Source organism: Streptomyces sp. NPDC016851 (assembly GCF_055562795.1).
This window is the reverse complement of the sequence record NZ_JBVHEP010000004.1, coordinates 235,536-262,428: the sequence shown is the minus strand read 5'-3', so window position 1 is coordinate 262,428 and position 26,893 is coordinate 235,536. Positions and strand designations below refer to the sequence as shown.

21 protein-coding genes and 1 tRNA gene are annotated in these 26,893 nt (G+C 70.9%); 10 read left to right on the top strand and 12 right to left on the bottom strand.

What is annotated here, in order from left to right:
• Window positions 1–156 precede the first annotated feature (156 nt).
• The 3 genes from pfkB to ACZ3I3_RS08945 form a co-directional block, all read right to left on the bottom strand.
• A complete protein-coding gene (gene pfkB / locus ACZ3I3_RS08955) occupies window positions 157–1,104 on the bottom strand; it encodes a 1-phosphofructokinase (protein WP_467363706.1) in 948 nt (315 codons plus the stop codon).
• Window positions 1,101–1,862 carry a DeoR/GlpR family DNA-binding transcription regulator gene (locus ACZ3I3_RS08950; protein ID WP_356926425.1) on the bottom strand — a complete coding sequence of 254 codons (762 nt, stop codon included), beginning with the start codon at window positions 1,860–1,862 and terminating at the stop codon, window positions 1,101–1,103. Before ACZ3I3_RS08950 ends, pfkB begins: the two co-directional genes overlap by 4 nt.
• A gap of 183 nt (window positions 1,863–2,045) precedes the next feature.
• Window positions 2,046–3,557, bottom strand: coding sequence for an MFS transporter (locus ACZ3I3_RS08945; protein ID WP_467363704.1), 1,512 nt, complete (start codon window positions 3,555–3,557; stop codon window positions 2,046–2,048).
• Between the two features lie 62 nt (window positions 3,558–3,619).
• Here ACZ3I3_RS08945 and ACZ3I3_RS08940 point away from each other — a divergent pair, with 62 nt between their 5' ends.
• Window positions 3,620–4,612: a helix-turn-helix transcriptional regulator gene (locus ACZ3I3_RS08940; RefSeq protein ID WP_467363702.1), complete on the top strand. Its 993-nt coding sequence runs from the start codon at window positions 3,620–3,622 to the stop codon at window positions 4,610–4,612.
• Window positions 4,613–4,734: 122 nt separating this feature from the next.
• Here ACZ3I3_RS08940 and ACZ3I3_RS08935 read toward each other — a convergent pair whose 3' ends face one another.
• Window positions 4,735–5,400 carry a TetR/AcrR family transcriptional regulator gene (locus ACZ3I3_RS08935; RefSeq protein WP_467363700.1) on the bottom strand — a complete coding sequence of 222 codons (666 nt, stop codon included), beginning with the start codon at window positions 5,398–5,400 and terminating at the stop codon, window positions 4,735–4,737.
• Window positions 5,401–5,908: 508 nt separating this feature from the next.
• The gene (locus ACZ3I3_RS08930) at window positions 5,909–6,907 is read right to left on the bottom strand and encodes a sigma-70 family RNA polymerase sigma factor (protein ID WP_086564731.1); all 999 of its coding nucleotides are present in this window, start codon (window positions 6,905–6,907) and stop codon (window positions 5,909–5,911) included.
• A 193-nt stretch (window positions 6,908–7,100) separates the two neighbouring features.
• Between ACZ3I3_RS08930 and ACZ3I3_RS08925 the strand changes: the two genes are divergently transcribed.
• Entirely contained in the window at window positions 7,101–7,622 is a 522-nt protein-coding gene (locus ACZ3I3_RS08925) for a GNAT family N-acetyltransferase (RefSeq protein WP_467363698.1), read from the top strand.
• Window positions 7,623–7,631: 9 nt separating this feature from the next.
• Here ACZ3I3_RS08925 and ACZ3I3_RS08920 read toward each other — a convergent pair whose 3' ends face one another.
• The gene (locus ACZ3I3_RS08920; RefSeq protein WP_467363697.1) at window positions 7,632–8,417 is read right to left on the bottom strand and encodes a dioxygenase family protein; all 786 of its coding nucleotides are present in this window, start codon (window positions 8,415–8,417) and stop codon (window positions 7,632–7,634) included.
• 90 nt (window positions 8,418–8,507) lie between these two features.
• On the opposite strand from ACZ3I3_RS08920, the gene ACZ3I3_RS08915 reads away from it, so the two are divergent.
• Entirely contained in the window at window positions 8,508–9,041 is a 534-nt protein-coding gene (locus ACZ3I3_RS08915) for a MarR family winged helix-turn-helix transcriptional regulator (protein ID WP_467363696.1), read from the top strand.
• A gap of 89 nt (window positions 9,042–9,130) precedes the next feature.
• Here the strand turns inward: ACZ3I3_RS08915 and ACZ3I3_RS08910 are convergent, their stop codons facing one another.
• Window positions 9,131–10,675: an MFS transporter gene (locus ACZ3I3_RS08910; protein WP_467363694.1), complete on the bottom strand. Its 1,545-nt coding sequence runs from the start codon at window positions 10,673–10,675 to the stop codon at window positions 9,131–9,133.
• A 147-nt stretch (window positions 10,676–10,822) separates the two neighbouring features.
• Window positions 10,823–11,467 (bottom strand): TetR/AcrR family transcriptional regulator, encoded by a 645-nt coding sequence (locus tag ACZ3I3_RS08905; protein ID WP_467363692.1) that lies wholly within the window; start codon window positions 11,465–11,467, stop codon window positions 10,823–10,825.
• A gap of 398 nt (window positions 11,468–11,865) precedes the next feature.
• Between ACZ3I3_RS08905 and ACZ3I3_RS08900 the strand changes: the two genes are divergently transcribed.
• The 6 genes from ACZ3I3_RS08900 to cyaB all read left to right on the top strand — a co-directional run bounded on the left by ACZ3I3_RS08900 (window position 11,866) and on the right by cyaB (window position 16,755).
• Window positions 11,866–13,206: a M6 family metalloprotease domain-containing protein gene (locus tag ACZ3I3_RS08900; protein ID WP_467363690.1), complete on the top strand. Its 1,341-nt coding sequence runs from the start codon at window positions 11,866–11,868 to the stop codon at window positions 13,204–13,206.
• Window positions 13,207–13,353: 147 nt separating this feature from the next.
• The gene (locus ACZ3I3_RS08895; RefSeq protein WP_467363688.1) at window positions 13,354–15,066 is read left to right on the top strand and encodes an IclR family transcriptional regulator domain-containing protein; all 1,713 of its coding nucleotides are present in this window, start codon (window positions 13,354–13,356) and stop codon (window positions 15,064–15,066) included.
• An 89-nt stretch (window positions 15,067–15,155) separates the two neighbouring features.
• A tRNA-Arg gene (locus ACZ3I3_RS08890) sits at window positions 15,156–15,228 on the top strand.
• 113 nt (window positions 15,229–15,341) lie between these two features.
• Window positions 15,342–15,608, top strand: coding sequence for a hypothetical protein (locus tag ACZ3I3_RS08885; protein ID WP_467363687.1), 267 nt, complete (start codon window positions 15,342–15,344; stop codon window positions 15,606–15,608).
• A 104-nt stretch (window positions 15,609–15,712) separates the two neighbouring features.
• Window positions 15,713–16,048: a deoxyxylulose-5-phosphate synthase gene (locus ACZ3I3_RS08880; RefSeq protein WP_467363685.1), complete on the top strand. Its 336-nt coding sequence runs from the start codon at window positions 15,713–15,715 to the stop codon at window positions 16,046–16,048.
• A 152-nt stretch (window positions 16,049–16,200) separates the two neighbouring features.
• Window positions 16,201–16,755 (top strand): class IV adenylate cyclase, encoded by a 555-nt coding sequence (gene cyaB / locus ACZ3I3_RS08875; protein WP_467363684.1) that lies wholly within the window; start codon window positions 16,201–16,203, stop codon window positions 16,753–16,755.
• A gap of 422 nt (window positions 16,756–17,177) precedes the next feature.
• Here cyaB and ACZ3I3_RS08870 read toward each other — a convergent pair whose 3' ends face one another.
• The 4 genes from ACZ3I3_RS08870 to ACZ3I3_RS08855 form a co-directional block, all read right to left on the bottom strand.
• Window positions 17,178–18,257, bottom strand: coding sequence for a hypothetical protein (locus ACZ3I3_RS08870; protein WP_467363683.1), 1,080 nt, complete (start codon window positions 18,255–18,257; stop codon window positions 17,178–17,180).
• A 766-nt stretch (window positions 18,258–19,023) separates the two neighbouring features.
• Complete coding sequence (locus tag ACZ3I3_RS08865; RefSeq protein WP_467364006.1) at window positions 19,024–21,804, bottom strand: alpha/beta hydrolase; 2,781 nt, start codon at window positions 21,802–21,804, stop codon at window positions 19,024–19,026.
• Window positions 21,805–22,278: 474 nt separating this feature from the next.
• Entirely contained in the window at window positions 22,279–23,997 is a 1,719-nt protein-coding gene (locus ACZ3I3_RS08860) for an ABC transporter ATP-binding protein (protein ID WP_467363682.1), read from the bottom strand.
• Window positions 23,994–25,850 carry an ABC transporter ATP-binding protein gene (locus ACZ3I3_RS08855; protein ID WP_467363680.1) on the bottom strand — a complete coding sequence of 619 codons (1,857 nt, stop codon included), beginning with the start codon at window positions 25,848–25,850 and terminating at the stop codon, window positions 23,994–23,996. Before ACZ3I3_RS08855 ends, ACZ3I3_RS08860 begins: the two co-directional genes overlap by 4 nt.
• A 76-nt stretch (window positions 25,851–25,926) precedes the next feature.
• Between ACZ3I3_RS08855 and ACZ3I3_RS08850 the strand changes: the two genes are divergently transcribed.
• Window positions 25,927–26,820 (top strand): helix-turn-helix domain-containing protein, encoded by an 894-nt coding sequence (locus ACZ3I3_RS08850; protein ID WP_467363678.1) that lies wholly within the window; start codon window positions 25,927–25,929, stop codon window positions 26,818–26,820.
• Window positions 26,821–26,893: the final 73 nt, after the last annotated feature.

Genomic DNA, 26,893 nt, shown 5'->3' with positions numbered 1-26,893 from the left:
TGGGCGGGGAGGGGACGGGGGTGCGGTGGGGGGTGACGGGTTTCAGGGGGGTGACGGGGGTGGGCGTAGCGGCCTCGGCTAACGGGGCGTCTCGCCGGTCGCGGGACGGTGCGCGCAGCTCGGCGTGCGTGAGGGCACCGGCCGGCTCGGCGTAGGTCATGACACCGGCTCCTTCAGCGCGCGGTCCGCCGGGATCCGGGCCGTGACCGTCACCGCGGCCGGGTCCAGGTCGCCGGGCTCGGGCATGACACTGCCGGGCAGCTGGACGGCCGCCGCGCCGTGGGCGACCGCGGAGGCGAGGGCCTCGGGGCCGCTGCCGCCGGCGATCAGGAAACCGGCGAGGGAGGAATCACCGGCGCCCACGTTGCTGCGTACCGCCCCCACGCGGGCGCTGCCGAACCAGGCGCCCTCGCCGGAGACCAGCAGCTGCCCGTCGGCGCCGAGGCTCGCGAGGACGGCCCGGGCGCCCATCTCGCGCAGCTCCTCGGCCGCCTTCACGGCGTCGCCGACGGTGGCGAGGGGGCGGCCGACGGCCTCCGCGAGTTCCTCGGCGTTGGGCTTGACCACGTCGGGCCGCTCACGCAGGGCCGCGAGCAGTGCCGGCCCGGAGGTGTCCAGGGCGATCCGGGCGCCGGCGGCGTGCGCGCGGGCGACCAGGTCGGCGTACCAGGAGGGGGCGAGGCCGCGCGGGAGGCTGCCGCAGCAGGCGATCCAGGCGGCGTCGCGGGACTGCTGCCGTACGGTCTCCAGGAGCAGTTCGCACTCGGCCTCGGACAGTTCGGGGCCCGGCGCGTTGATCTTCGTCAGGACGCCGTCGGCTTCGGCGAGGGCGATGTTGGAGCGGGTGGCCCCGGCGACCGGGACCGGCGCGACCTCGATGCCCTGCGTGTCGAGCAGGTCGGCGACGAGCGCGCCCGGAGCGCCGCCCAGGGGCAGGACCGCCACGGTGCGCTGACCGGCCGCCGCGACCGCGCGCGAGACGTTCACGCCCTTGCCGCCCGGGTCCATCCGCTCGCCGGTGGCGCGGATGACCTCGCCGCGGTCGAGGGACGGCACCTCGTAGGTGCGGTCCAGGGACGGGTTGGGGGTGACGGTGAGGATCATGCGCGCACTACTTCCGTGCCGCCGCGCTCGATCGCGACGGCGTCTTCGGGGCTCAGCCCGCTGTCGGTGATCAGCAGGTCCACGTCGCTCAGGTCGCCGAAGCGGGCGAAGTGCTCCTGGCCGTGCTTGGAGGAGTCGGCGAGCAGCACCACGCGGCGGGCGGCGGCCAGGGCCGCGCGCTTCACGGCGGCCTCGGCGAGGTCGGGGGTGGTCAGGCCGTGTTCGGCGGAGAAGCCGTTGGCGGCCACGAACAGCACGTCGGCACGGATCTCGCCGTACGCGCGCAGCGCCCAGGCGTCCACGGCGGCGCGGGTGCGGTGCCGTACGCGGCCGCCGACGAGGTGGAGCTGGATGCCGGGGTGGTCGGCGAGGCGGGCCGCGATGGGCAGGCTGTGCGTGACGACGGTGAGGGCGGACTCCAGCGGGAGGGCCGCGGCCACCTTGGCCACCGTCGTACCGGCGTCGAGGATCATCGTGCCCTCGGTCGGCAGTTCCGCGAGGGCCGCCTTGGCGATGCGGTCCTTCTCGTCGGGGGCCGTCGTCTCGCGCTCGGCGAGGTCCGGTTCGAAGTCGAGCCGCCCGGCCGGGATGGCGCCGCCGTGCACCCGGCGGACCAGTCCGGCGCGGTCGAGGGCCTTCAGATCGCGGCGGATGGTCTCCGCCGTCACCTGGAACTCCTCGGCCAGCGACACGACATCCACTCGGCCGCCGTCACGGGCGAGCCGGAGGATCTCCTGCTGCCGCTCCGGTGCGTACATGTCTGTTCGCCTCCGCCCTATGCCCGAACGTGTGGTTTCAGCGGGAGGCTACGCCGAGATTTCCGCGAAGTAAACAGGTTCGGACCCAATCGGGCATGATCGGAAATGGAAACGGGCTCGGCACCCAAGTGCCGAGCCCGTCCTCCGACGAGGGAGGCGAGGGAGACGAGGGAGCAGACGTGGTCAGGAGACCAGCGCCGCTTCTTTCGGCTCCGTCGCCGCCGCCTGCTCCCCCTCGACGTGCTGCGCCGGCCGCTTCGGCAGGGCGAACATCAGCAGGAAGATCACACCCATCACCGCGGCCACCCACCCCAGCGAGTTCCGGAAGGCGTCCGCGAAGGCCGGGCCCACCTGCTCCGGACGCAGCCGGTCGCCGATCGTGCCGAAGAAGACGACCGACACCAGGCCCAGCCCCAGCGCGTTGCCCATCTGCTGCACGGTATTGAGCAGGCCGGACGCCGAGCCGGAGTGCTCGCGCGGCACCTCGGAGAGGATCGCGTCGGTCAGCGGAGCGACGATCAGGCCCATGCCCACACCCATCACGACCAGCGGCAGCGCCATCTGCCAGGGCGCGATGTCCAGGCCGTAGTGCCCGGCCTCCCAGAGGTAGAGCAGCACTCCGGCCGCCATCACCAGCGCGCCCGCCTGGAGCACCTTGCGGCCGAAGCGCGGGACCAGCTGCTGCACCGACATCCCGGCGGCCACGGACACGGCGATCGAGAACGGCACCCCGGTCAGCCCGGCCTTCAGCGCGCTCCAGCCCAGGCCCATCTGCATGTACAGCGTCCACACCAGGAAGAACACGCCGAGCGCGACCCCGAAGACGGTCTGGACGGCGATCCCGGCCGCGAAGCTCTTGACCCGGAACAGCGACAGCTCGACCAGCGGGGAGCCGTCCCGTGCGCTCTTGCGCCGCTCGTACGCCACCAGCGCCGCGAGGACGACGAGCGAGCCGGCCATCGAGACGTACCCCCACACCGGCCAGCCCAGCTCGCGGCCGCGGATGAGCGGGTAGAGCAGCATCAGCAGGCCCAGCGTCACGAGCGCGACACCCACGAGGTCCAGCTTCAGGGCCCGCGGCGCCTTGGACTCGGTGATGAAACGGCTGCCGAGGATCAGGCCCGCGACACCGACGGGCAGGTTGATCAGGAAGATCGAGCGCCACTCCCACCCGAACAGGTTCCACTCGGTCAGCAGCGCGCCGAGCAGCGGACCGGACACGGCCCCGAGCCCGACGACCGCGCCGAACAGCCCGAACACCTTGCCCCGCTCGTGCGCCGGGAAGGTCGCGTGCACGATCGACAGCACCTGCGGCACCATCAGCGCCGCCATGGCGCCCTGCAGGAACCGTGAGGCGACCAGCATCTCCGGGTTCACGGCGAGGCCGCACAGCGCGGAGGCGAGGGTGAAGCCGCCGATGCCGACGAGGAAGATCCGCTTGCGGCCGTGGATGTCACCGAGCCGTCCGCCGGTGATCAGCCCGGCGGCGAAGGCCAGGGCGTATCCGGCGGTGATCCACTGGATCTGACCGAAGGACGCACCCGACTCCCGCTGGATCGACGGTATGGCGATGTTGACGATCGTCACGTCGACGAGGTCCATGAAGGCCGCGGTCATCACGATCGCGAGGGCGAACCAGCGACGGCGGTCGGTCCCGCCCGCGGTGCTGAGAGGAGGAGTCTCGGTGGAGGTCATGCCCAGAAGGTAGACGGCCATTAGGTCAGATCGTGTCCTACTGGTGCGGCATCCTCGTCGGTATGACGACGGACACACCGGCACGGCTGCTGACGCTCCTCTCCCTCCTCCAGACGCCCCGCGAATGGCCCGGCGGCGAGCTCGCCGGCCGGCTCGGGGTCTCCCGCCGCACGGTCCGGCGGGACATCGACCGGCTGCGCGAGCTGGGCTACCCCGTGCAGGCGAGCAAAGGTGCCGACGGCGGCTACCGGCTGGTCGCCGGCAAGGCCATGCCGCCGCTCGTGCTCGACGACGAGGAGGCCGTGGCCATCGCGGTCGGGCTGCGCGCCGGGGCGGGGCACGCGGTGGAGGGCCTGGACGAGGCGTCGGTGCGGGCGCTGGCCAAGCTGGAGCAGGTGCTGCCGGGCCGGCTGCGGCACCGCGTGACCACACTCCAGGCCGCGACCACTCCCCTGACCAGCGGAGACGGGCCGAGCATCGCGCCGGAGACCCTGACCGTCATGGCCTCCACGGCGGCCGGGCACGAGCGGCTGCGGTTCGCCTACCGGGCGGCCGACGGCACCGAGTCACGGCGCCTGACCGAGCCGTACCGGCTGGTGTCCACGGGCCGCCGCTGGTACCTGGTGGCGTACGACATCGACCGGGACGACTGGCGCACGTTCCGCGTCGACCGCGTGAGCGAACCGTTCGCCACGGGAGCGCGGTTCGTGCCGCGCGAGCTGCCGACGGGGAACGCGGCGGAGTTCCTGCGGCAGTCGATGCAACGGCAGCAGGAGTCCTACGACTTCGAGGTCACGTTCGCCGCGCCGGCCGACTTCGTCGCCGCCCGGCTGCCGAAGTGGCTCGGCACGCCCGAGCCGTTGGACGCCGGCAGCTGCCGACTGCGCGGGTCCGTCGGGGACGCCGTGCAGTGGGTGGCGTTCCGGCTGGCGATGCTGGAGTGCGACTTCGTGGTCCGCGAGCCGGAGGAACTCGTGCGGGCGGTACGGGAGCTGGGGGCACGGTTGAGCAGGGCGGCGGCTGCGGGTGCGGATGCGGGTGCGGGTGCGGAGTAGGTATCCGGCTCCGGGCCGCTTTCCGGCTCCATCAGGGCTCCCTGGGAGAACAGGGCCCCCAGCGAGAACAGGGCCCCCAGGAAGATCAGGGCTCCCAGCAGGTCAGAACTCCCCCAGGGAAATCAGGGCCCCCAGGGGAAGTCCCGCAACGCCCTCAGATTCCGCAGCGCGAGTTCCGCCGGGCCGCCCGGGCCCTCCACCGGGCCGTCCCCCTCCGCCCAGCCCTCCAGGGCCGTACGTACGGCGGCGCTCGCGACGGCGGCGGTGAAGCGCGCCTCGGGGGCGGCGGCAACGTTGTCGTCACCGTCCGCAGGCCCGGTCCTGGTCCCCCGTTCCGCCAGGACCTCCCCCAGCGTCCGTTCCGACGCCTGGCACACCTCCGCCCACACCCTGCGCAGGGACGGGTTCGCCTCGGCGAGGCGCAGGAGCGTGCGGACCCACTCCCAGGAGGACGCCGAGACGCCGGCGCCCGGTGTGAGGGTGTGCCGCACCCCGTGCTCCAGGGCCCGGAGCACCCCCACGTCGGCGGGGGCGGCGCGTACCGCCTCGGCCCAGCGCTGGGCGCCCGCCGCGTAGAGCGGGGCGACGGCCTCCTCCTTGGTGGCGAAGTACCGGTAGAAGGTGCGCGGGGCAATGCCGGCGGCCTGGGCGATGTCCTCCGCGCGGGTGGCGCGCAGGCCGTGCCGTACGAAGAGGCCGGCCGCGGCCCGGGCGATCTCCATACGGGTCTCGGCCTTCCGCCGCTCGGTCAGCGAGGCCTGAGGAGGGGTCGGGGTGGTGCTGCTCACGCCCGGCAGGCTATGCCCATGTGACACAATCTGCCATCTGGCGGGCCACCCCGTGGTTCAGGTACGGGGTGACCCGCCCTTCACATGCCCGACCGGCGAAGAGGCGGGCTCCCCGCTCACGCAGAGAGCCGGGCCCCGGCACCCGGGGGGAGGGGCGCCGAAGCCCGGCTTTTGGAGAGTCCCGGCGCCGGGGGGAGTGCGACGGGACTTGGCTCTGGGGGGCCAGGGGCGTGGCCCCGGCCCGAACTGGTGGGCCCGGAAGTCTTGTTCCCGGTGCCCCGCGGGTTGAAGCGGCGTTACATCGCCATGTTTGCGCGGTCTTTCGCCACCCGGCGTACGCGGGGCCCCCGGGCGGGCACCGTCCGTCACCCACAGGCACTGGGACAACACCCATGGGCCGTGGCACGAGCCGGGCGCCCGAGCCCCCGGGCACCCGGACGTCCGGACGCCCCTCGGCGAAACGCCGGCACCGGCCATCACCGGCACCGGCGAACACCGGGCGTCGGCGTCACGCCGCCGCGTCGAACCCCGTGCTGCGGGCCAGCTTCTTCAGCTCCAGCAGCGCGTGCTTCTCGATCTGCCGGATGCGCTCGCGGGTCAGGCCGTGCTCCTTGCCGACCTCGGTCAGCGTGCGCTCCCGGCCGTCCTCGATGCCGTAGCGCATCTTGATGATCGAGGCCGTGCGCTGGTCGAGGCGGCCGATGAGGTCGTCGAGCTCCTCGCTGCGCAGCAGCGTGAGCACCGACTGCTCGGGCGACACCGCGGAGGTGTCCTCCAGGAGGTCGCCGAACTGGGTCTCGCCCTCGTCGTCCACCGACATGTTCAGCGAGACCGGGTCGCGGGCCCAGTCGAGCACGTCGGTGACGCGCTCCGGCGTCGAGCCGAGCTCGGCGGCGATCTCCGCGGGCTCCGGGTCGCGCCCGTGCTCGCGGTTGAACTCGCGCTGCACCCGCCGGATCCGGCCAAGCTCCTCCACGAGGTGGACGGGCAGGCGGATCGTACGGGACTGGTCGGCTATGGAGCGGGTGATGGCCTGGCGGATCCACCACGTCGCGTACGTGGAGAACTTGAAGCCCTTGCGGTAGTCGAACTTCTCGACCGCGCGCACCAGGCCGGCGTTGCCCTCCTGGATCAGGTCCAGCAGGGGCAGACCGCTGCGGGGGTAGCGGCGGGCGACGGCGACGACCAGGCGAAGGTTGGAGCGGATGAAGACGTCCTTGGCCCGCTCCGCGTCGGCGATCAGGGCTTCGAGCTCCTCACGGGTGGCGTCCGCCTTGGTCTCCTCGTACCCGTCGAGGACCTGCCGCGCGAACACACCCGCTTCGATGACCTGGGACAGCTCGACTTCCTTGGCGGCGTCGAGCAGCGGTGTACGCGCGATCTCGTCGAGGTACATGCCGACCAGGTCGCGATCGGCGATCTCGCCGCCATGGGCGCGAACACTGCTTGCCGCGTCGGCCGTCTCGCCGGTGGCGGACTGACGACGGGCGACGGCACGGGTTGCCATGCGTGCTCCCTTGCGATGGTGAGGTCAGCGGGTGGTCCTTCGGACGCTGGACTCCGTCTCCGGGACTCTCCGGACTCTCCTCGGGTGCCCTGCATCCGATGGAAACAACGACTGGAATCAGGACAGAATTCCCAACCCGTCCTCCAATTTTTCGGATCATGCAGTACCCTGTCGGGCCCGATGAGGAGGCGCGGTGCCGACGGAACGTACAGAGGTGCAGGTCAGGCCGGGAGTCGAGGCTGACCTCGAAGCCCTCACGGCCCTCTACAACCACTACGTACGTGAGACGGCGATCACATTCGATACCGCGATCTTCACTCCGGAAGAGCGCCGCCCTTGGCTGCTCTCCCACCCTGTAGACGGGCCGTACCGCCTGATGGTTGCCACGGATACGGACTCACAGGAGATTCTGGGCTACGCCACGTCCAGCCCCTTCCGGGCGAAGCCGGCCTACGTGACCTCCGTGGAGACGACGGTGTACGTCGCCCCGGGCGCCGGCCGCCGCGGCGTCGGCACCCTCCTGTACAAGGCCCTCTTCGAGGCCCTGTCCGGGGAGGACCTGCACCGTGCCTACGCGGGCATCGCGCAGCCGAACGAGGCGTCGGCGCGGCTGCACGAGCGCTTCGGCTTCCGGCACGTCGGCACGTACCGGGAGGTCGGCCGCAAGTTCGGCCGCTACTGGGACGTGGCCTGGTACGAGAAGGACCTCATGTAGGGCCCGGCCTCAGCCGAACTGCACCGACCGCTTCGCCAGCCCCATCCAGAAGCCGTCGATCACCGACTTCTGCGCGTCCAGCTCACCGGCGGCGTCGGCCGCGCCCATGGTCACGAACAGCGGGGCGAAGTGCTCGGTGCGCGGGTGCGCCAGCCGCCCCGCGGGCGACTTGCGGGTGAAGTCCAGCAGGGCGTCCACGTCCCGCGCCTCCAGCGCCCGCCGGCCCCAGTCGTCGAACTCCGCCGACCAGGCGGGGGTGCCGCCCTGCCGGAGCGCGGCCAGGTTGTGGGTGAAGAAGCCGGAGCCGACGATGAGCACGCCCTCGTCCCGCAGCGGGGCGAGCCTGCGGCCGATCTCCATAAGCCGGACCGGGTCGAGCGTCGGCATGGACACCTGGAGGACCGGGATGTCCGCCTCCGGGTACATCTCGACCAGCGGGACGTACGCGCCGTGGTCGAGGCCCCGGTCGGGGACGTCCTGGACGGGAATCCCGGGGGCGCGCAGGAGCTTCCGTACCGACTCGGCGAGCTCCGGTGCGCCGGGGGCCTCGTAGGTCACCCGGTAGTAGTGCTCGGGGAAGCCCCAGAAGTCGTAGACGAGCGGGACGGTCTCGGTGGCGCCGAGGGCGAGCGGGGCCTCCTCCCAGTGGGCGGAGACCATCAGGATCGCCCGGGGACGCGGCAGGCCGGCCGCCCAGGCCGCCAGTTCGCCGGGCCAGACCGGGTCGTCCGCCAGCGGCGGGGCGCCGTGGCTCAGGTACAGAGCGGGCATGCGCTCCTGGGTGGCGGCGGACATGCTGCGGCTCCTTCCAAAACATGGTTCCCTAACAAAACTGTACGGGGCATTTGTTTAAAGTTCAAGGAGGGGCCACGTAGAGTGGAAGACATGAAGGCACCCGCATCCGCACCGACCCCGGGCTCCGTGGCAGAGCCTCCGGAACCGCGCTGGCTCACCGACGACGAACAGCTGGTATGGCGCTCGTTCATCGAGGGGACCACCCTCCTCGACGACCACCTCGACCGTCAGCTCCAGCGAGACGCGGGCATGCCGCACGTCTACTACGGCCTTCTGGTCAAGCTCGCCGAGGCGCCGCAGCGGCGGCTGCGGATGACGGAGCTCGCCATGCTGGCGAAGATCACCCGCTCCCGCCTCTCGCACGCCATCGCGCGCCTGGAGAAGAACGGCTGGGTGCGCCGCGAGGACTGCCCCGACGACAAGCGGGGCCAGTTCGCCGTGCTGACGAACGAGGGCTACGAGGTGCTGCGGCGGACCGCGCCGGGCCATGTGGAGGCCGTACGGCAGGCGGTCTTCGACCGGCTCACCCCGGAACAGCAGAAGTCCCTCGGCGAGATCATGCGGATCATCGCCGAGGGACTTCAGCCGGCCGAAGCCGGTGCGGACCTGCCCTGGCTCCGCTGAGCCGGGGCAGGTCCTGGAATCCGTAGGTACGAGGCGTCCCCTTCCCCGTACCTACGGAAGGTCCCGAAGGGGTTTTCCCGGTACGGCCGTCAGTGGGCGACGACCGGGACCGGCACCTCGTCCGCCGCGCCCTCGCCGGAACCGGAGCCGGTCACGGCGGTGCTGCCCGGGCGGCCGGCGTTGACGAAGGTCAGGGCGATCGCGGCGGCCACGACGAGGATGCCGACGGCGAACCAGATGGCGCTCGTGTAGCCCTCCACCATGGCCTCCAGCTGGACCAGCTGCTGCTGGGACCGGCTGGTCGCCCCGGCGATGTGGTCGGCGACGTACGCCGTGGTCGCCGAGGCGGCGATCGTGTTCAGCAGGGCCGTGCCGATCGCGCCGCCCACCTGCTGCGAGGTGTTGACCATCGCGGAGGCGACACCGGAGTCCCGCGGCTCGACGCCCTGCGTGGACAGCGACATGGCCGGCATGAACGCCGTACCCATGCCCAGGCCGAGCAGCAGCATCGCCGGCAGCAGCAGGGCCGCGTACGAGGAGCCGATCTCCAGCCGGGTCAGCAGCAGCATGCCGAGCGCGGCGACCAGGAAGCCGGGGCCCATCAGCAGGCGCGGGGCGACCCGGGTCATCAGGCGGGTGCCGATCTGGGTGGAGCCCGTGATCATGCCCACGATCATCGGCAGGAACGCGAACCCGGTCTTGACCGGCGAGTACCCCTTCACGATCTGGAGGTAGTAGGTCAGGAAGAGGAACAGGCCGAACATCGCGATGATCGCGAGACCGAGGGAGAGGTAGACGCCCCCGCGGTTGCGCTCGGTGATCACGCGCAGCGGCAGCAGCGGGGCCTTCACCCTGGACTCGACGACCACGAAGGTCGCGAGCAGGACGGCGGACGCCACGAACATGCCGATGGTGACGGAGTCGCTCCAGCCTTCGGACTCGGCGCGGGTGAAGCCGTAGACGAGGGCGACCAGGCCGAGGGTGGACAGGACCACGCCCGGGATGTCGAGCGGGGAGCGGTTGCGGCCGCCCTCCGGCTCACGGATGACGAAGTAGGCACCGGCCGCGGCGACGATGGCGAACGGGATGTTCACGAAGAACGTCCAGCGCCAGTCCAGGTACTCGGTGAGGAAGCCGCCCAGGATCAGACCGACGGCGCCGCCGCCACCGGCGATCGCGCCGTAGATGCCGAACGCCTTGGCGCGCTCCTTGGCGTCGGTGAACATCACGGCGAGCAGGGAGAGCGCGGCGGGCGCGAGCAGGGCACCGAAGGCGCCCTGGAGGGCGCGGGCGCCGAACATCATCGCCTCGTTGGTGGCCGCGCCGCCGAGCGCGGAGGCCACGGCGAAGCCGCCCAGGCCCACGACGAAGGCCTTTTTGCGGCCCCACAGGTCGGCTATCCGTCCGCCGAACAGCAGCAGACCGCCGAAGGCGAGCGCGTAGGCCGTGACGACCCACTGCCGGTTGCCGTCGGAGATGCCGAGGTCCTGCTGGGCGGAGGGCAGGGCGATGTTCACGATGGTGGCGTCCAGGACGACCATCAGCTGGGCCAGCGCGATGAAGACGAGCGCTTTCCAGCGGCCCGGATCCGGTTCGGCCGGAGCGCCGAGTGCCTTTGAGGCTGTTTCAGACATGGGGATACCCACTTCGGGACAAGGTGACGGAAAAAACGGAAAAACTGAGAAAAAAGTGGCGTTGAGGGACGACTCGACGACCGGCGTCGGCCGTGAGTTCTGTGTGTGGTGACTGGGGTGACGTCTGGAACTGATCGGTCCAGCTGGTCAGGCTCGGCGGAGGTCCTCCATGGTCACTGCCGTGCCCGGCAGGGCGGAACGGGCCGGGGCCCGCAGTCCGTCCAGGAACAGCTGAAGATGACGGTGTACGAAGGAGTCGGCACTGGGGCACGCCGTACCGGCCGGGGGCCGGCTGAGCTGGGCCACGGCAACCATCAGGTCACCGACGCCGACGTCGGGGCGGAGCTGGCCGACCGCCTTGGCGCGGTTCATGACCATCTCGAGGATCCGCTCCACGCGCTCGCGCGCCGCTTCGAGATCGGGGTGGTTCTCGTCGAACGTGCTCGAGACCATCGGACACAGCGCGCTGATCCGCTCGTCGGCGGAGGTGTGCACGAAGCGCTCCAAGGCCTCGAACGCGTCCCCGGTCTCCGAGAGCGCGCGCTCGGCCGCCGCGACCGTACGGTCCAGTACGGAGCAGACGACCTCGCGCACGAGCGCGTCGCGGTCCGGGAAGTTGCGGTACACCGTGGCGTTGCCGACGCCGGCCCGGCGGGCGATCTCGTCGAGCGGCACCTCGGGGCCGTGCTCGACGAACATCTCGCGGGCGGCGGTGACGATCCGCTCCCGGTTGCGCAGGGCGTCGGCGCGGGGCCGGGGCGCCTTGCGCGGTGTGGGGGTGGCGGTCTGCACGGCGTACTCCTGGGTGGGTGGTGCGGTCTTGGTGTGTGGTGAAGCGATCCGGGGAGAGGCTCCCCGTTTCATTCGGACACTTGGCTAAACGGGGACCGGGTCCCCGGTATTTCCCGCACCTGGGCTTTTTATTTGTGACCTGGCTCACGGTGTCGGCGGGACCGCTACCGAGTCGATGGGACCGCTTCCGGGTCGCGGGGACCGCTACCGAGTGGATGGGACCGCTTCCGGGTCGCGGGGACCACTACCGGGTCGACGGGACCGCTACCGACGGGAAACCCACGATCGGTCTCCTCCAACGCGCGCCCCCCACACCCCTCGACGCAGGGTGATCGCATGGGTGCAGCCGGAGACCGGGAGGCTGCCGTGGCGCGGGAGGTCCCTTGCAGGTCCCTGGCATGCAGCCACAGCCCCAGCGACCCCGGCCGGACGGCCCGGGGCCGCCCGGCCGCCGGATACCCCGGCGGCGCCTGGCCGCTCTCTCCTGCGTGACCGCCCTGACCTTCACGGTCAGCACCTCGGCCGGCACGGGCCACCTCGCCCCGGGCGCCACCACGGCCGGTGCCGGTCCGATCGCCCTGTCCCGCAGCTCCGCGCACGGCCCCTGCCTGATCAGCAGCGCCCGCGAGGTCCAGATGTCCGAGGGCATCCCCACCACCGACGGCTACGCCCGCTCCACCGGCACCGTCCACGCCCTCACGCTGATGATCGACTTCTCCGACGCACCCGGCGAGGGCAAGGCCCTGGACCGCTACCGGGAGTTCTTCCCGCAGACCCGCCACTGGTTCCGCACCAGCTCCTACGGCCGCCTCGACTACCGCCCCGCGGCCCCGATCCCGGAGTGGCTGCGCATGCCGAAGTCCTTCCGCGAGTACGGCATAGAGCGCGGCGCCCCCTTCGACCCCGGCTACCGCGCGCTGGTCCAGGACCTCGTGGCCGCGGCCGACCCCGAGGTGGACTTCCGCAAGTACGACCTGCTGAACGTGCTGGTCACCCCCAACGCGGGCCCCTCCGCCCTCGACACCGTCCTCTCGGTCACCTTCGCCGGCAACCCCGAGGCCCCGAAAGCCGACGGCATACCCGTGGCCAACGCCTCTTTCGTCTACTCCCGCCAGGACGACGGCTCCGGCTCCTACCACCGCACCGGCTACCGCGTCCTCCCCCACGAGAACGGCCACGTCTTCGGCCTGCCCGACCTGTACACCGCGGAGGGCGGGGGCGCGGTCGGCCACTGGGACATCATGAGCGAGGACTGGGGCGCCAACAACGACCTCCTCGGCTGGCACAAATGGAAGCTGGGCTGGCTGGACGCCGCGCAGGTGCACTGCGTGTCGGCCCCCGGCACCACGGAGTACACCCTGACGCCGCTGGCCCGCAGGGGCGGCTCCAAGCTGGTCGTCCTCCCCCTGGACAGCGGGACGGGCTACGCCGTCGAACTGCGCACCCGCGCCGGCAACGACGAGGCGGTCTGCCGCCCGGGCATCCTGATCTACAAGATCAACGCCGCGGTGGACACGGGCATGGGCCCGGTCACCGTCCAGGACTCCCGCCGCGACAGCGGCGGCTGCACCCGTGCGCCGAACGTCCACGCGGAACTGTCCGACGCGCCCTTCGCGCCCGGGGAGACGTTCCGGGATCCGCGCAGGGGAATCGTGATCAGGGTGGTGGGGGCGGACCGGGAGGGGGACTACCGGGTGCGGGTGACGCGGGAGGCGATAGCGGCAGGTAGCAGGAGGTAGCAGCGGCCGGCAGGGGTTGATAGCGGTAGGTAGCGGCAGATAGCGGCTGGCGGGGGCCGATCAGCGCACCGTAGGCGGACGAATTCCGGATTACGGTAGGCCTGCCGCGACTGCCACACCTGCCGCGACCGCCGTACCGGAGAGCCGATGCCAGCGAAGCCGACGCACGACGCCCACGAGGCGGCGGCCCCACGGGCCGAGGGGACGGGGGCGGCTGCCTCACCTTCTTCCAGGGCCGGGACCGGGGCCGGGACCGGGGCCGGGACTGGGGCCGGGGCCGGGACTGGGGCCGGGGCGCCCACGGAGGCGGTCACACCGCTGATCCGCGGCATCGCGGTCCTGCGGGAACTGACCGAGGCGGACGGCACGCTGAGCCTCAGCGCCCTGGAACGCGCCACCGGCCTCGCCCGCTCCACGATCGACCGCATCACGGCCACGCTCGCCCGCATGGACTACGTCCGCGTGGACGGCCGGGACGTGCACCTGGCCCCCCGCCTGATGGAACTGGGCAACGCCTACCTCTCCGCCCTGCGCCTCCCCGCGCTCCTCTCCGCCCGCGCGGACGCCCTGGCCGACGAGCTGGACGAGTCGGTGTCCCTGGCGGTCGCCGACCGCGCCGGCATCCGCTTCATCCACCAGGCGACCCGCCGCCGCGCGATGTCCCTGAGCTTCCGCATAGGCGACCTGCTCCCCGCAGAACGCACCGCCCCGGGCCCGCTGTTCGCGACGCAGTGGACGGACACCGACTGGCAGCGCTGGCGCAACCGCAGGGCGTCGGACCCGAGGGACCTGTCCTTCACGGCCGTACCGCCACGTAGGTTCGGAGCGGGCGAACGAGACGACGAGGCCTTCGCCGCCCGCACGGAAGAAGCGGCAGCGAACGGCTGGGCCCTGGACGACCAGCTGATCGAACCGGGCCTGGTGGCGGTCTCGGTCCCGGTCCGGTCCGGGCACACGGGCGACAGCCGGAAGATCGCGTGCGTGGCGAGCGTGGTCAGCCACACGAGCCGCCACACGGCACACGACCTGCGCACGACCCTGCTGCCGAGGCTGCGCTCCGCGGTGACGGAGATGGAACGCGAACTGCGCCGCACGCCGCCCCCGGAGCCCGGCCCGCCCCCCTCGGACCTGGCGCTCTGGACGGGCGCGTCCAAGCAGCAGCTGGGCCGCGACTTCATCGAATCCCTGGCCCGCGGCCTGACGGTCCTCACGGCCTTCGGCGAGGGAAGGCCGGAACTGACCCTCACGGAGGTGGCCCAGGCGACGGGCCTGGCCCGGGCCACGGCCCGCCGAGCCCTGATCACCTACGAACACCTGGGCCTGGTCGCGACCCCGAACCCCCGCACCTTCACCCTCACACCCCGGGTCCTCTCCCTGGGCTTCCCGCCCCTCTCCCGCACGTCCCTGCCCGAGATCGCCCAGCCCCACCTGTCCGACCTGACGTCCCGCATCCACGAGTCGACGGCGCTGGCGGTGCTCGTGGACCCGGGCGAGGAGATCCAGTACACGGCCAGGGTGGTGACGGGCCGCGTGATGAGCGTGAACATCACCGTGGGCACGCGTCGGCCGGCCCACGCGACGGCCCCGGGCCGAGTCCTGCTGGCGGACACACACGACCAGGACCGACTCGGCTACGCCCTGGTCGACGAGGAACTGGAAGAGGGCCTCCGCTCCCTCGCCGTCCCGATCCGTGACCGGTCCGGACGGGTGGTGGCCGCCCTGAACACGGCGATGCACGCCAGCCGCCACACCCTGCGCGAGTGCGTGACGGACCTCCTCCCCGAACTCACATCGACAGCCGCCCGCATCGAGTCGGACCTCCGCACGGCCGGCCGCTTCACCCATGTCCCTCTGACCTGACCCCACACCCGCCCGATCCGCATCCGGTACGCTGACGCCTGTGGTCCTCCCAGACCACAGGCACGCCGCTGCTTGCGTCCGATGCCACTGCCTTCGTAGCTCAGGGGATAGAGCACCGCTCTCCTAAAGCGGGTGTCGCAGGTTCGAATCCTGCCGGGGGCACAGAGAAGCACCTGGTCAGAGGCCCTTCCGTCCGTCGGACGGGAGGGCCTTCGTTCTCGCAGCACACATATGGCCCACATGGCGCTGCGGGCAGAGGTGGGGAGCTGTGCGAGATGCCCGCGAACGACGAGCTGGCCCGGCGCCGGTACGAGAAGCTGGTCGACCGCTTGGAGGGCCTGATGGGGGTTTCCCTGAAGCTTTGCTACCGGGGCTACCACGGGCAGCTGATCCTGAGCAGCAGCGATCTTGAACCGAAGACCCACGTCGTCGACGCAAGACTCTTCGTGTATGACGACCGCGAGGTCCCCAGGGAGATCAGCGACCTGGCCGCCAGGGATGCTGCTGACGCCATCGACGCAGAACTCCGCGGCCGCGAGTAGAAGCGAAAACGGTCAGCCGTCGCCGCCCCACCTTTACTGAAGAGCCTGTGCAGCATGCCGGAAACCTGTCGAGCCCGACCCTGTTGCGGCTCTACCCTTCCCGCATGGCCCATGGAAAGACCTCGTACGTTTGCCTGCCCTGCCGGGCCTCGTACAAGCAGCCCTACCCCGGCTACCACGACCACGACCGGGTCTGTCCACGCTGCGCCGAACCACTGATCCACGTCGGCTCCGCCTTCGCGGCACCCAAGAGGCGAGACACCGCCGCCTGGCGCACCCTCTCCGTGCTGCTGCACGCCGGTGTGCGCTTCCACAAGAGCTGCTGCGGCGGCCCCGGCTACCGCCCTCGCACCCTCAGCGAGGTGCGCGAGCGGATGGCCCACGCCCGGGCCACCGGAGAACCGTTCGCTCAGGCATTGGTCCGCCGCGAGCTGCCCTAGCAGCCCGAAAGCAGGGGTCGCTCCGCCACACCGCCGAAGCGCCCCCTGCTGTCGTACACAGTTCAACTGAGAACCACAGAGGGGTGCTTTCGCAGGATGTTCGAGGCCGTCGTCGACAGCGCCCAGCGCACGGTCTGAGGAAAGGAGAACCCGTGATCGAGGCGGAGTTGAAGGCCCGCGTACACGCGCCCGAGACGGTCACGCAGCAACTCGACAAACTGACGACGGCCCGCGTCGAGGTCTACCAAGACACCTACTACGACCGACCCGACGGCTCCCTGGACCAGGCCGGCGAGGAACTGCGCGTGCGCACGGTGCACAGCACGGACGGAACACGCACAGTCCTCACCCACAAGGCCGCCGCAGTGGACGAGGCCTCAGGCTCCAAACCTGAACATGAGACCCGCGTCGAGGACGCCGAGGCCACACACGCCATCCTGCGCGGTCTCGGGCACGTGCCGTTCATCGCCTTCGAAAAGCACTGCCGCAACTACGACTTCGAGGCCCACGGCCGCAGGATGCTCGCAACCCTCGTCCGCGTCCCTGAGATCGACGGCACCTTCCTCGAAGTCGAAACACTCGTCGAAGAGGACCAGTTGGCCTCCGCCCTGAACGACATCCGCGCCGTCCTCGCCGAGCTCGGCATCAGCCCCGAGGACCTGACACGCGAGACGTACACCGGAGCAGTCGCAGCACAACGCCGCTGAGGGCGCACCGGGCGGTCGACAACTTGGACGGCGGAATTGTGGACGCGTCCTCCAAGACCGCGTGATACCGCTGCTCGACCACGCTCACCGTCGACCCAGGCGAAGCCGAGCAGACGTGGTCCATGGCGTCCTTGCCTCTGTCATTGGGACGCCGCCGACCTCACAGCTCAGCTCTATCCGGTGCCGGCCACGGAGGACCTACCTCGCTTCGCCTTGCTGTGAGTCCGTCGAGGGACCTGGTTCGCGAAACTCGGATACCTGGAGAGCCACAACGAGTTCTCGGCAAAGTCGAGATCGCTCCCTCGGTGAGCACCCTTCCATCATATCTCGAATATGGCGCATGATGATCAGATCACGATAGAGCGACAGGAGTGGGACTGACGAGCACAGCAAGACACCGAGGATCAAACCGACGAAGAGCATCATCGGACATACCTCTCGCGGATACGCTCCCGGATACGTACTGCCGAACTCTCCGAGATACGGCAATCCGACAGCCGACGCACATAGGCTCGCCCAGACCCGAAGTAAAATGTCTCGGGGTGCTTAACGTCCGGAGCAGGCTCTATATCCACACCCGCCGGTGGCTCGACCAGCCCGCTTTCTAGAAGCTTAGATTTGACATACTGCGGGTCTTCCCCACAGCACCACTCTATTACGACATCCTCGTAAGCGTGCGTGTACGTGTTCGCCCAGCCGTGAGAATTGCCCGCAAGGTTGACGATGGCAGGCCTACGCAGAATTCTACTGAGTAGCCAATTTCGCTCAACTACCTCCTTCCTGCGCGACGTAGGTTCCATGTTCCAGAAGCTCAGCTCATCCGTTTCCAGTGGATCGAGACTCTCTTCAGAGTGCCAGAGTTGACGAACCTCTTGATAATCCTCCCCCTCCTCGATCTTGTCGCCAGGAGGCACGTCCCCCGGCAGCACTGGCTTCCAATCCGCCCTCTCGCTCACCAATCGAAGGCGTGCCCCTGTCCCGACCAGGCGAAGATCCAGGCCTCCCCCAGGCACGGGTGTCGGGCGCAGGCCGGGGACCCCCTTGAGGCCGCCATATCCCGCTTCAAACCTTGGCAGGATTTCAGCAACGACCACATCAGCCATTTCCGCGTGGAGATAAAGGACAGGGAAGGATGGCAGAGCCCTGACGCGGGTCACGCCGAAGACCGCGCCGTCCAGTTGCCCATCCCTAAGCGCATCAGCCAGTACGTGAACTACGTACGCTTCAAGATGACGCTGCGGCGCACTTGATGCATCAGGAATCGGAAGAGCGGCCGAGATGAACCCCTCTTCAGCCCACTTCTGACACTCTCCTTCATCCCACCCGGTCGCCTCGACGCACAATTGAGCAACGCTCTCGGGGGATTCATCGCGATGCATCGGAAATGGGTGACGCAGAGAAATGAATCCCTGTTCAGCCCAAGAACGGGATGCCACGTAGGAGGCGCCCGTGGCCTTCGAGTAAGCGTCAGCAGCCCGGCCGTGTTTGTCCTTCTTGGACATACTTCACCCTTCTCCGTGCTGTTACCGGCCCCAGCGTTAAAGAGAGAGTTCTGTACATCCATTGCGGTACTGCTACGCGCCACGGGGACTACAGGGGAGTCCTTTGTCTCAACCAGGAAGACCGGTTCCTAGTGCTTGAGGACATGCCTCCGTGAAGACAACGAGGAGCGTAGCGAACAAGCTTGGAAGCGCACAAGTCTCCTGATAGTGGCGCATTGGTCTATGAACAGAGACGCGGGGAGGTGGCCGGTCCTCCGCATCGGGCGATGCCTCCTCCGCTACCGGACTCCCAACTGCGATGTCAGATCCCGTGGTTACTCTCGCGCGTGTGGATGAACTCTTGAACGAGGTTCTAGACCTTCAATCGGTCGCTCAACGAGTTCCACGAGACCAGTGAGACGCGCGTCTCTGGCTGCCGCAGTCGAATGTCTGTCGAGGTGGGGAGCCAGCAGGCACTGGGCCGAACAGCGCAGCAGGTAACGCTGACATCAACGAGCGTGGACGGGGGCGACGCGCGGCAACCACGTCCGGCACCGTTGACCGACGCAAGTCCCGACCAGGAAGAGGGTAGATCGAACTCCTAAAGGGCGTGCCGCAGGTTCGATCCTGCCGGGGTCCAGCAGGCGGGAGGCCCCGGACCGATCATGGTCCGGGGCCGGCGCCGGAGGCGAGTCCTGACTCCGTGTGGAAGGTGGCAGCGCCATGCCCGCCTCGTGCAGCTGCCTGCGGAGTCAGCCGTGCGACGCCGAGGGGCCGTTGAGCCGCGTCATGTCGCGTCCCGTACCGTGCCGGTGACCTCAGGCCCCTTGACGTCCTTGTCGCCGTCGGCCGTGTTCAGCCGCAGCAGAAGGGACTCGACCGGCTCGGTCACCCGGTCGGCGATGGTGGGCACCTTCACGTCGACGCTCCGGCTGCCCGCGGGAATCTCGAACGACAGACGAGGGTCGTCCGGCAGCCGTGACAGCGCCCGCTGCGGACCGGGTGAGACGTCGAAGTTCTCCTTCAGCCACGAGGGAGAGACATCCTTGGTGGACAGCTCGGCGCCACGGCGGACGGGCCGGATCCACAGGTCTCCGTAGAGGGTTTCGTCGGCTGCTGCGGACAGGCTGATCCGCCAGATCAGTTGCCTGCCCTCGGTGACGCGGTCGGCGACCGGTGTCACCCGCATGGTGGGCCTGGGGTCGTCGTTCTCCACGATGATCTTGCCGCGATGGGAGCCGACCACCGCGCCGTGGACCGCCTTGACGAACACCGGACGGTCGACCTCGTCCTCGTAGCGGTCGTCGCCCTTCACCGTCATCCGTACGTTGACGGGCGCGCCCGGGCGAACCGTCACCGTGCGCACGACCGGGTACTTGTGTCCCGGCTCGTCCGCGAACACCCGGATCTGGCCGCTGCCCTTGCCGGAGACCGTCACCGGCACCTGATAGGTGCGCGTGCCGGGGCCGCCCTCCTTGACGGTCGTACGGCCGACGTCCACGCGGGCGAGTCGAGCCGGCTCGACCGCGGGGGTGCCGGGGCGCCAGCCCCAGGCGTCCACCAGCCACGCCTTTCCGGACGAGGTGCGGGGGGTGAGGTGGAGGGTCTTGACGTGTGCCAGGTCGAGTCCGGCCCTGGCCGCGGCGGACAGCGGTACGCGGACTTCGCGCGCCCAGTACGAGGACGTCCGGCTGGTGCCGGGCAGGCCGTCGACGCGGACGCGGCCGAGAGTGGCCCGCTTCCCGGATGCGTCGGAGAGTGACACGTCCAGCCGGGTGCCGGTGGTGTTGGGCGGCACGATCACCCGCAGGGTCAGCGCCTTGGCGCCGGACAGGGAGACCGGGCGAGCGGGGCTGAGCCGGGTGGCGGCGCCGGACTTGGTCCAGTTCATGGCGAGCGCGTAGCGGCCGGGCTCCTTCTGCGTCTCCCAAAAAGCGAAGTGCGGCGAGGCATCCTGGAGGCGGGACGGCAGGCAGGAGGTGGCCGGGTCCGTGTCCACCTGGGCGCACAGTCTGCCGCCGCCGACCGTGACGGAGGGGGCCGGCAGGAAGGCTCCGCCGCGCCCGGCGCCGACGGCGTGGGTGTAGACCCGGGCGGGCCCGGCGGAGGCGGCGCGCACGCCGGAGCCGTCGATCAACGGGCGGGCCCGGTCGTCCCGGGCGACGAACAGCCGGGCCGCGGCGGCGATGTAGGTGGATCCCGCCTTCTGCTGCTGCTTGGCGGTCAGACGGGTCTTGGCGCCCTTCGAGCACAACCGGTCGTCGTGGTCGCCGGAGTAGGTGAAGTCGTCCTCTGCGAAGGCCGCGGCCTGGCCGGGAGTCCACTCGGTGTTGAAGTAGTTGTGGTTCGCGCCGACCATGTAGACCGCGCTGTGCAGGGCCTTGCCGCGGCTGACACCACGCGTGCCGTCGACGTACGTCTCGCCCTGCAGATTGGGCATGTCGCCGTCGCAGCCCGGCAGGATCGTCATGGACGGCACGTCGGGGACGGGGTTCTGGGCCAGGGCGGAGGGGGCTATCAGGACGGTGCCGCGAATCGTCCAGCGGACGCGGCCCCGGTAGCCGTCCTGCGCGGCGGGCGGCGGGTACAGGCTGTCCAGAGCGGCCCGGTTGACGGCCTCACCTCCTCGCGAGTGCCCCACCAGCAGCACACGTCCCAGGTCGGCTCGGGGCGCCTTGCGCACGGCCGCCGGTGCCTTGGACGGGTCGGCGGCCCAGTCCGCCCAGTGCCCCAGGTGCAGCCGTATCAGGGACGACCGCAGCCCTGCGCTGCCGTCCGCCTTCACCACGTCCTGGGCGTTGATGCCGTTGGCCGAGACCGACACCGTCACATAGCCCTGGGAAGCCAGCAGCTTCTGGTCGTGCAGGTGACCGCGGTAACTCGGCACCGGCTTCTTGCCGGTGCCGCACGGCCACTCCGCGGTCAGCGTTCCTTCCGTGTCGAAGCAGGTGTCATGGCGGCCGTGCAGGAAGAGCGCCAATGGCCGACGGCCCGTGGCACCGGTCGGCGCCACGACCACGGCCTTCATCTCCACCGGTGTGTCCAGCCCCGGCAGGCGCACCGACGGCAGGGAGTACTCGCCCTGGACGGTACGGAACTTTCCGGCGACACCGGGATCGATCTTGTTGACGGGGTTCGCAGGCGGGGTTCCCGTCAGCGGCGACGCGGGCGAAGAGCCTTCGAGGGCGCGTGCGCGCCCGGCGTCCGTTCCCTTCGCTCCCTCCGCGTCCAGCCGCCGTCCCGCGGCCTCGACCCGCAGATCCCGCGCCTGCCCGAGACGTACCCCGTCCAGCGGAAGCCGGAAGGTGCGCCCGTCCGCGGCAGCCGCGGGATGCCCCAGCAGCCGGCTCCCACTGCGGAACTCGATCCGGGCACCGCCCATCGGCACCCGGCCGGGTGAGCGCCACTCCAGCTTCTCCGTCCCGCCCGAGCCGGTGATCCTCCAGCCGTCGGGCAGGTGCGGCGAGGCGTCGGCGGACGGTCTCTGGGGCTCCGGGCCGGGTGCGGCTTGTACTGCGCCCGGCCATCCCCACGCCATCGCGACGGCGGCCGTCACGGCGGCCGTCATGGCGGCCGTCATGGCGGCCGTCATGCGCGGGATACGTATCACGTCTCGTTTCTCCTGGTCGTCGGATGTGCGGTCGGATTCCATGCCGGACGGAGCTGGACAGCATTGCTCCCGGGCCCCCGGTGGCCACCGGTGCCCGGTGGACGGGCAGCTGTGGGCGGTGCGGCTCGTACGGGGGACGATCATCGAGGCCGGATGCGTTTTTCAGCGACCCCGGGGGTCACTCTGAAAAAACTCGGCCCCCGGTCCTCGGACTTCACCCCGGCCGTAGCGCCACATAGATGCCGACCGCCCCACCCCGAAGGCGGGGCGGGGCGGGGCTGGGCGGGTGGTCTCACGGGAATCGGCGGATCAGCATGACCCATCGCGGACTCCGGACCGGCATCTCTGTGCTGGGGTCGCGCGAGCCCGCGGTACGGCCGGCTTGCAGCACGGCCGAAAAAGAACTTGGGGGCAACAACCTGCACGGCCGTGTCAGTCCCGCGCCGCCCCGGCCAGGGACAGGTTCCAGTACGCGGCGTACCGGCCGGCGCGCCGCAGCAACTCCTCGTGGCTGCCCTGTTCGACCACCCGCCCGTCGTCCAGGAAGGCGACGCGGTCGGCCCGGCGCACTGTCCCCATGCGGTGCGCCACCATCACCACGGTCCGGCCCGCCATCAGCTCCTCGATGCCGGCGTGCACGGCCGCCTCGTTCACCGGGTCCAAGGCCGAAGTGACCTCGTCGAGCAGCACGATCGGCGCGTCCTTCAGCAGCGCGCGGGCGATGGAGACGCGCTGCCGCTCGCCGCCCGACAGCAGAGCCCCGCCTTCGCCCACGTCCGTCGACCAGCCGCCGGGCAGCCGTTCGATCACCTCGTCGAGACGGGCCGCGGCGGCGGCGGCCCGTACCTCGGCGTCGGTGGCGTCCGGGCGGCCGAGGCGTACGTTCTCCTCGATCGTGCCGTCGAAGAGGTAGACGTCCTGGAAGACGATGGCGATCCGCGCCATCAGCGCCGCGGTGTCCATCTCCCGTACGTCCACGCCGCCGATCCGGACCGCGCCCGCGTCGACGTCGTAGAAGCGGGCGAGCAGCTGCAGCAGCGTCGTCTTGCCCGCGCCCGACGGCCCGACGACGGCGAGCCGCCGGCCCTCGGGCACGGACAGCGTCACCCCGTCGGCGACCGTGCGGTCGCCGTGCCGGAAGGAGACCGCGTCGAACGCGATGTCGTGTCCGGCCGGTTCGCGCGGCGCGCGAGGCTCCGGTAGCGGCTTGGTGGTGAGGACGTCGTCGAGGCGGGTGAGTTCGGCGCGGGCGGCGCGGATGCCGCCACTCATCTCGGCGAGCGACAGAAGGGGGTCGGCGCAGCGGGCGGCGAGCACCAGGACCGCGAGCACCTCGGCCGCGCCGATGTCCCCGCCGAGGGCGAGGTACGCACCGAGTGCGAGCAGCGCGGTGAACACCGCCTGCACGGTGACCGCGAGACCCAGCACACCTGGCAGCGCCGAGATGGTGGAGCGACGCGCGGCGCGGTGGAGTTCCTTCAGGGAGTCGTCCAGCAGGACGAATCGCTCGCCGGTGCGGCCGCCGGCGCGCAGCACCGGCTGGGCCTGGAGGTACTCGATGACGCGGCCGGTGGCCGCACGCTCGCGTTCCACGCGCTGCGTGTCGGTCGCCGTCGTCGCGCGGGCCGTGCGCAGCTGGACCGCGGCTACCAACGGCACAGCAGCCAGGGCGGCAAGCCCCAGCTGCCAGTTGACGGCGAGCATCACGGCGACGATCGTCAGCGGCGTCACACAGGCGGAGATGAACGGCGCCAGCAGGTGCGCGATCACGCTCATCGCCTGCAACACGCCCTGGCCGGCGAGGACGGATATCTCGCCGGTGCGGCCGGGGTGTTGATACCAGCCGATGGGCAACCGGGCGAGGTGCTCGCCGAGGCGCTCGTACATGCCGTGCAGCATCGTCGTGCCCACGCGGAAACCGGAGCGGTCGCTGACGTACCGCAGCACCGCGTAGACCGCGACCGCCGCGCCGAAGGCGGCCAGCCAGGGCCGGGCGTCCTCGGGTGTGCTGCCGAAGAGCGCGCGCAGCACGGGCACCAGCAGGGCGTACGACAGTCCCTCGGCGAGGGCGGTCGCCGTCATCAGGGCGACGGTGCGGCGCACCGGTCCGGCGTACTCGTGGCCGAGCACACGCAGCAGTGTGCTGATCATCGGGCCTCTTCCCCTTCCATGGCACCGGTTTCCATGGCAACACCGGTTTCCGTGGCACCGGCTTCCGTGGCACCGGCTTCCGTGGCACCGGCGTGGATCTTCCAGAATTCGGCGAATGCGCCGTTTCGCGCGAGGAGTTCCTCGGTCGTGCCCCGTTCCACGATCTCGCCGTCGCGCAGCATCACGACGGTGTCGGCGTCGGCGATCGTCTCCAGGCGGTGGGCGATGACCAGCGTCGTCCGCTTCTCCCGGGTCTGCGCCAGCGCCTCGCGCACCGCCTGCTCGGTCTGCGGGTCGGCGAAGGCGGTGGCCTCGTCGAGGACCAGGACAGGGGCGTCCGCGAGCAGGGCGCGGGCGATCGAGACGCGCTGCGCCTCGCCGCCGGAGAGGCGGGCGTCCTCGCCGATCACCGAGTCGTAGCCGCGGGGCAGTTCGAGAATGCGGTCGTGGATGCTCGCCCGGCGTGCGGCGCGGACAACGGCGTCGCGGTCGGCGTGCGGGACGGCGAGGGCGATGTTGTCCGCGACCGAGGCGCGCAGCAGCCGAACGTCCTGGAAGACGAAGGACACCCGCCGGTACAGCTCCTGGCTGCCCACCTCACGCAGGTCGACGCCGCCGAGGAGCACGGAGCCGTGCGTCGGGTCGTAGAACCGCGGCAGCAGCTGCACCAGCGTGGACTTGCCGCTGCCGGACGGCCCGACCACGGCCGTGATCGTTCCCGGCTCCAGCACCAGGTCGATACCGCGCAGCACCTCGCGCCCGGCCGCGGCACCCTCGTACCCGAAGCGACCCTCGTACCCGAAGCGGACGTCCCGCAGCTCCACCCGGTGTCCCTCAGGGACCACCGGCCGTACGGGCTCGGGCAGCGACGGCTCGGCGAGTACGTCCCGGATGCGGCCGACGGCGCGCCGCGCGGCCTGCAGGTCGTCGAAGCCGTGCCCGAGCGCGGCCACGGGCGCGGTCAGCCCGAGGCCGAGCAGCAGGAAAGGCAGCAGGTCCGCCGGGGCGAGCCCACCGCCGGTGATCCGGTACGCGCCGCCGACCAGCACCGCCAGCAGCACGAACGGCGGCGACAGCGCCACCTGCATCCCGGCGGCGACCCCGGCAAGACCGCGCACCATCCGGTAGAAACTCCGGGTGAAGTCATCCACCGCGGTACGGAACTTGCCGTGCGCCCGCTCCGACCCGCCGAACGCCTTCACCACCGCGATGCCCTGCACGAACTCGACCACCGACGCCGAGATCCGCCCCATCGCGGCGTCGAACTCCTTCTGCTCGCGCAGCCGCGCAGGGGTCATCATCAGCGGCACCAGCGCGACCGCCAGCAGCACGGGGATCAGCGTGATCAGCGTCAGCCGCCAGTCCACGGTGAGGAGGTAGCCGAGCGAGACCAGCGGTACCACGAAGGCCGAGACGAGCTCGCCCGGCGTGTGCGCGATGAGCGGGTGCACGGCGCTGACGTCCTCACCCACCAGCTTCGCCAGCTCCCCGGTGCGCCGCCGCGCCAGCCGGCCGATCGGCACCCGACCGAGCCGCGCGGCGAGTTGCCGGCGCAGCGACAGCTGCACCCGGGTGTCGAGGAGGTGTCCCACGCCGGACGAGGCGGCCGTGAACAGCAGCCGTACGAGCAGTCCTGCCGCGCCCGCGAGCACGACGTCGCGCACGTGCCCGTCGTCGGCCGGCCCCGGCGCCAGCAGCGTACGGCCGAGCTCGACGACCGCGAGGAGCGGCGCCAGGCCGGCGACAGCGCCGATGACCTGCAGGACGACGACGACGGCGAAGCCACCCGCGTACGGGCGCAACAGACGGGCCACGCCCGGTGGTGGCGGCGCGGTGGTTCCGGTGGAAGTCATGCGCTCACCTTCGCCGCGGCTTCGGCCCGCTGGATTGAAGAAATGTTCCGTCCGGGCGGGCCCGTAGCATGGACGCATGTCAACTGCCGTGCGCCGACGCGTCGTTGCCCCCGTGTGGCAGGTCACGCGCCCGGTCCGGCCCAGCCGCGTACCCGGCGTCGTCCTGGCGGGGTTCCGCGACCGCGGCCCCGCTCCGGTCGACCACCGGCTCGACCCGCACCCGGTGCTGACGCTGGCGCTGGCCTGCGGTGAGGCGGCGCTCGGCATCGACGAGTCGACGGGGCGGCAGCACCGCGGCAGCCTCGTCACCGGGCTCGGGTTCGGCGTCGGCGGTGCGGCGCGGGTGCGGGCGGCGAACGTCGAGTGGGTGCAGGTGCGCCTGTCCCCCGCCATCGCGCGCGCCGTGCTGGGGGTGGGCCCTGCTGAGCTGGAGAGTTCCGTGGTGGCCCTGGACGACCTGTGGGGAGAGCGGCGGGCGGCCCGGCTGCGCGAGCAGCTGGCCCAGGCCGCCTCGTGGGAGGAACGCTTCGCGCTCGTCGAAGCGATCCTCGCCCGGCTGTCCGCCGCGGGGCCCGCCATCGAGCCGGAGTTGGCCTGGGCCTGGGACCGTATCGTCGCCGGGCACGGCCAGGTGCGGGTCGAGGGGCTCGCCGACGAGCTGGGCTGGAGCCGCAAGCGCCTGTGGTCCCGCTTCCACGCGCAGCTCGGCCTGCCGCCCAAGCGCGCCGTGAAGCTCGTCCGCTTCGACCGGGCCGCCACCCGGCTGGCCGTGGGCCAGGCGGCGGCCAGGGTCGCGGCCGACTGCGGCTACGCCGACCAGTCACATCTGCACCGGGACGTCGTGGCGTTCACCGGTGTGACCCCCGCGATCGTGGCCGGCCAGTCGCTCGTCACGACGGCCGACATGGCGTGGGTGGACCATGTGCCGCGCCTCCCGGCACGAGGGGGCAATGCCGCAACCGGGGCATGAGACTACGGGCACCTTCGGGCTCAGCTGCGATCCTGTCGACGAGCCGCTGGAACTTTTCCGAGCCACGGGGAAC